This is a genomic window from Pseudomonas sp. AGC41 (genome assembly GCF_057334555.1).
In genome coordinates, this window is the sequence record NZ_JBHFJB010000096.1 from 15,058 (window position 1) to 19,397 (window position 4,340).

Here is a 4,340-nt window from a genome sequence, read left to right on the forward strand (position 1 = left end):
CCCCCCCCCCCCTCCCACAGGAAATCCATCAGTGGCCTGAATATCGAGCCACACACAAAACCCGCCCGACTGGCAACTCGCCATGGCTGACCTATGCTCAAAACAGTACCCCCGGGTATTCGTTCAGAGGTCATCGCCATGAACATCAAAACAAGAAGACGCCTCGCCATTTTTGTCACCTGCACGGCCACGCTAGCGCTGTATGGCACTGCGGCTTATCGGGTCGAACAGGCCAGGCAGTTGCCCCGTGAATACGCCAGCTGCAACTTCGAACGCTGCATACCGCACAACGCATCCCTGAACGCTCTGCGCTGAAGTGGTTTCAGTCGTCCGGCTGATCGGTCTTGAGCCGGTCGCGGAAGGCCTTGGGCGAAATGCCGACACGCCGGCGAAACAGCCGGGTGAAGTTGGTCGGGTCGGAAAAACCGAGCAGCTCGGAGATCTCGTAGATGGTCATGCCGGTGTAGGTCAGCAGCCGCTTGGCCTCCAGCAACTGGCGCTCGTGCATGATCTGCAACGCCGGTTGCCCGGCCAGTTCCCGACAGGTGCCGTTGAGGTGCGATACCGAGATGCCCAGGCGATGGGCGAGGTCTTCGACCTTGACGTGCTGGCGATAGGTTTCCTCGACCAGCTGGATGAACCCGTTGAGGTATTCCCGGGCCCGTTGCGGACGCTGCGACGAGGTACGCCTGTCCATTACCTGACGACTGACCCAGACCATGATCACGCTGACCAATGCATGCATCAGCATTTCCCGGGCCGGTTCGTGGCCAACATATTCCGCCTGCAAGGCACTGAACAGGCTGTTGAGGTAGTCGGCGTTTTCACCGGCCGGGTAGGCTTCGGCCTGGGCCAGGACATTCACCGAATGCCCGAGCTGCCCTTGCAGATGCGTCACCAGCGGCGCCGCCAGGGTAACCACGTAACCTTGCACATCCTCGGAAAAGCGAAAGCCATGCACTGACAAGGGCGGCAGGATCTGCACGGCCGGCTCGTCGAGCCGGGTGCGCTGGCCTTCTATTTCCAGCTCGGCCTGGCCCTTGTAGACAAACAGCAACTGACACAGGTCCGCATGCCGATGGGGTTTGATTTCCCACTGATGTTCGCTGCTGCGCGTGGAGATGGTTTCGCAATGCAGCAGGTCCGGCGTCGGCCAATCCTGGCTCTCGCCATAGAGCTTGAACACCGGTATCGAAGGCAGCTCGGTTTTTTTCATACGAGGGTTGGCCTCGGGTTACGGGCGGTAATCGCACCGATTGGCAGAAAGTACAGGTTTCAGCGCAGTTTTCCCCTTCAATTGACAGGTTCGCAAGCGAAAAATGCAGGCCAGGATTACTAATAATAAACACCGACCCTGGTCGCGTGCTCTTGCGAGTCATAACAACAATGAAAACCCTCAAGACCCAAGTCGCCATTATCGGCGCCGGCCCCTCTGGACTGCTGCTCGGCCAGTTGTTGCACAACGCCGGCATCGACACGCTGATCCTGGAACGCCAGACACCCGACTACGTCCTCAGCCGCATCCGCGCCGGGGTGCTTGAGCAAGGCATGGTGCAGTTGCTGCGCCAGGCCGGGGTCGGCCAGCGCATGGACGCCGAAGGCCTGCCTCACGATGGTTTCGAGCTGGTCCTCAATGGCCGGCGCGTGCACATCGACCTGAAGGAACTGACCGGCGGCCAGAACGTCATGGTCTACGGCCAGACCGAAGTCACCCGCGACTTGATGGCTGCCCGCCAGGCATCCGGCGCGCAGACCCTGTATCAAGTCGACAACGCCCAACCCCACGACCTGCAGACCGACCAGCCCTTCGTGACCTTCGAACACGCAGGCGAAACCTGGCGCCTGGACTGCGATTACGTCGCCGGCTGCGACGGCTTCCACGGCGTCGCGCGGCAATCGATCCCGGCGGAAAAACTCAAGGTCTTCGAGCGCGTCTACCCGTTCGGCTGGCTCGGCATCCTGGCCGACACCCCGCCGGTCCACGAGGAACTGGTCTACGCCCGCCATGAGCGCGGCTTTGCCCTGTGCAGCATGCGCTCGCGGACCCGCACCCGTTATTACCTGCAAGTGCCCGCCGAGGAACAAATAGCCGACTGGCCGGACGAGCGTTTCTGGAGCGAGCTGAAAAACCGCCTGCCCGCCGACCTGGCCGAAGCGCTGGTGACCGGCCCCTCCATCGAAAAAAGCATCGCGCCGCTGCGCAGTTTCGTCGTCGAACCGATGCAGTACGGGCGGATGTTTTTGGTCGGCGACGCCGCCCACATCGTCCCGCCCACCGGTGCCAAGGGGCTGAACCTGGCCGCCAGCGACGTCAGTACGTTGTTTAACATCTTGCTCAAGGTCTATCGCGACGGCCGGGTGGATCTGCTGGAACGCTATTCGGCCATTTGCCTGCGCCGGGTCTGGAAGGCCGAACGGTTCTCCTGGTGGATGACGTCGATGCTGCATCGCTTCGACGACGACGCGTTCAACCAGCGCATCAGCGAAGCGGAGCTGGAGTATTTCGTCGACTCCGAGGCCGGTCGAAAAACCATCGCGGAAAATTACGTCGGCCTTCCTTACGAGGCTATCGAATAGCCAACTATCGATTTAAACTGCGGGCTCCCGTCCATTCGCCTCCCCGGCGCGATGCCCGCAGGTCCAGCCTTGAATCAGCTCGATACGCCTCAAGCCCCGCAACCCGCCATCCGCAGCGTGCTGGTGGCGCTGATGCTGGCGATTTTCCTCGGTGCGTTGGACCAGACCATCGTCGCCGTCTCGATGCCGGCCATCTCCGCGCAATTCATGGATGTCAGCCTGCTGGCCTGGGTGATCTCCGGCTACATGGTCGCGATGACCGTTGCGGTGCCGATCTACGGCAAGCTGGGCGACCTGTACGGCAGGCGGCCATTGATGCTGTTCGGCATGGGCCTGTTCACGCTCGCCTCGCTGTTCTGCGGCCTGGCGCAAGACATGCAACAACTGGTACTGGCGCGGATTTTCCAGGGCATCGGCGCTGGCGGGATGATCTCCGTGAGCCAGGCGATCATCGGCGACATCATCCCGCCCAGGGAACGTGGCCGTTACCAGGGTTACTTCAGCAGCATGTATGCGGTGGCCAGTGTCGCCGGGCCGGTGCTGGGCGGCTACATGACCGAATACCTGTCCTGGCGCTGGGTGTTCTGGATCAATTTGCCGCTGGGCCTGGGCGCCTGGCTGGTGGCCCGGCGCACACTGGTGGGGCTGCCGGTACCGCAACGCACGCCGATCATCGACTATTTGGGCACCGTGTTGCTGATCATCGGCCTCACTGCGCTGCTGCTGGGCATTACTCAGATCGGCCAGGGTCACGCCTGGCACAGCCGCGAAGTGCTCGGGCTGCTCGGTGGCGCCGTGGTCGTGCTGGGGGTATTCGCCTGGCATGAGCGCCGCGCCCGCGAGCCGTTGCTGCCCATGCACCTGTTCGTCAACCGCAGCGCGGTGTTGTGCTGGTGCACGGTGTTCTTCACCAGTTTCCAGGCGATCTCGCTGACGGTGCTGGTGCCGTTGCGCTTCCAGAGCGTGACCGGCGCCGGGGCCGACAGTGCCGCGCTGCATCTGCTGCCACTGGCGATGGGCCTGCCGATGGGCGCCTATTTCGCCGGACGGCGCACCTCGATCAGCGGTCGCTACAAACCGATGATCCTCAGTGGCGCCCTGCTCTTCCCGTTCGCCATCCTCGGCATGGCCTTCACCCCGCCCGCGGCATTCTGGCTCAGCAGCCTGTTCATGCTGCTTGGCGGCATCGCGTCCGGCATGCAATTTCCCACCTCGCTGGTGGGTTCGCAGAACTCGGTGCGGCAACAGGACATCGGCGTGGCCACCAGCACCACCAACCTGTTCCGCTCATTGGGCGGCGCGGTCGGCGTGGCATTGATGTCGGCGCTGCTGCTGGCGCTGTTGCAGGATTCAGGTTTCGCCCAGCTCGCCGGTTCGTCAGTGATCGGCGAAGGGCATTCCGGCAACGTGCTGCTCGACGGCCTGAACGCCGCGCCGGGCGCGGCACGGGATGCCTTGCGCGAGGAACTGCAAGGGACGTTCCGGCATTTGCTGATGATCAGCGCGGCGGTGTCGTTGCTGGGGTTGGCGGCTGCCGTGGCGATGCCCGACTGCCTGTTGCGCGGGCGTGAAGAAAAAACTCGCTAGTGCGGATGGCGCTGAACCCTGTGGCGAGGGAGCTTGCTCCCGCTGGACTGCGCAGCAGGCCTAAAATCCTGAGTGGGCAGGGGAAATTCTGGGGCCGCTTCGCGGCCCAGCGGGAGCAAGCTCCCTCGCCACAAAAGCGCGCTCCCCTGCAGGTTTGTCTCAAGCTGTCGCCGCCA

The 4,340-nt window shown here is 63.0% G+C and carries 4 protein-coding genes; 3 read left to right on the plus strand and 1 reads right to left on the minus strand.

Annotated features, from left to right (window positions below; genetic code table 11):
• Window positions 1-138 precede the first annotated feature (138 nt).
• Window positions 139-315: a hypothetical protein gene (locus ACE04F_RS17025; RefSeq protein WP_305499247.1), complete on the plus strand. Its 177-nt coding sequence runs from the start codon at window positions 139-141 to the stop codon at window positions 313-315.
• A gap of 7 nt (window positions 316-322) precedes the next feature.
• Here ACE04F_RS17025 and ACE04F_RS17030 read toward each other — a convergent pair whose 3' ends face one another.
• The gene (locus tag ACE04F_RS17030; RefSeq protein WP_486108386.1) at window positions 323-1,216 is read right to left on the minus strand and encodes a helix-turn-helix domain-containing protein; all 894 of its coding nucleotides are present in this window, start codon (window positions 1,214-1,216) and stop codon (window positions 323-325) included.
• Between the two features lie 170 nt (window positions 1,217-1,386).
• On the opposite strand from ACE04F_RS17030, the gene pobA reads away from it, so the two are divergent.
• Window positions 1,387-2,577, plus strand: coding sequence for a 4-hydroxybenzoate 3-monooxygenase (gene pobA / locus ACE04F_RS17035; protein WP_486108388.1), 1,191 nt, complete (start codon window positions 1,387-1,389; stop codon window positions 2,575-2,577).
• 69 nt (window positions 2,578-2,646) lie between these two features.
• Window positions 2,647-4,164: an MDR family MFS transporter gene (locus ACE04F_RS17040; protein ID WP_486108390.1), complete on the plus strand. Its 1,518-nt coding sequence runs from the start codon at window positions 2,647-2,649 to the stop codon at window positions 4,162-4,164.
• Window positions 4,165-4,340 lie beyond the last annotated feature (176 nt).

Bases quoted from the DNA above. Each gene is read 5' to 3' on its own strand.
- ACE04F_RS17030 (WP_486108386.1), bottom strand. From the start codon at position 1,216: ATGAAAAAAACCGAGCTGCCTTCGATACCGGTGTTCAAGCTCTATGGC.
- ACE04F_RS17025 (WP_305499247.1), top strand. From the start codon at position 139: ATGAACATCAAAACAAGAAGACGCCTCGCCATTTTTGTCACCTGCACG.
- pobA (WP_486108388.1), top strand. From the start codon at position 1,387: ATGAAAACCCTCAAGACCCAAGTCGCCATTATCGGCGCCGGCCCCTCT.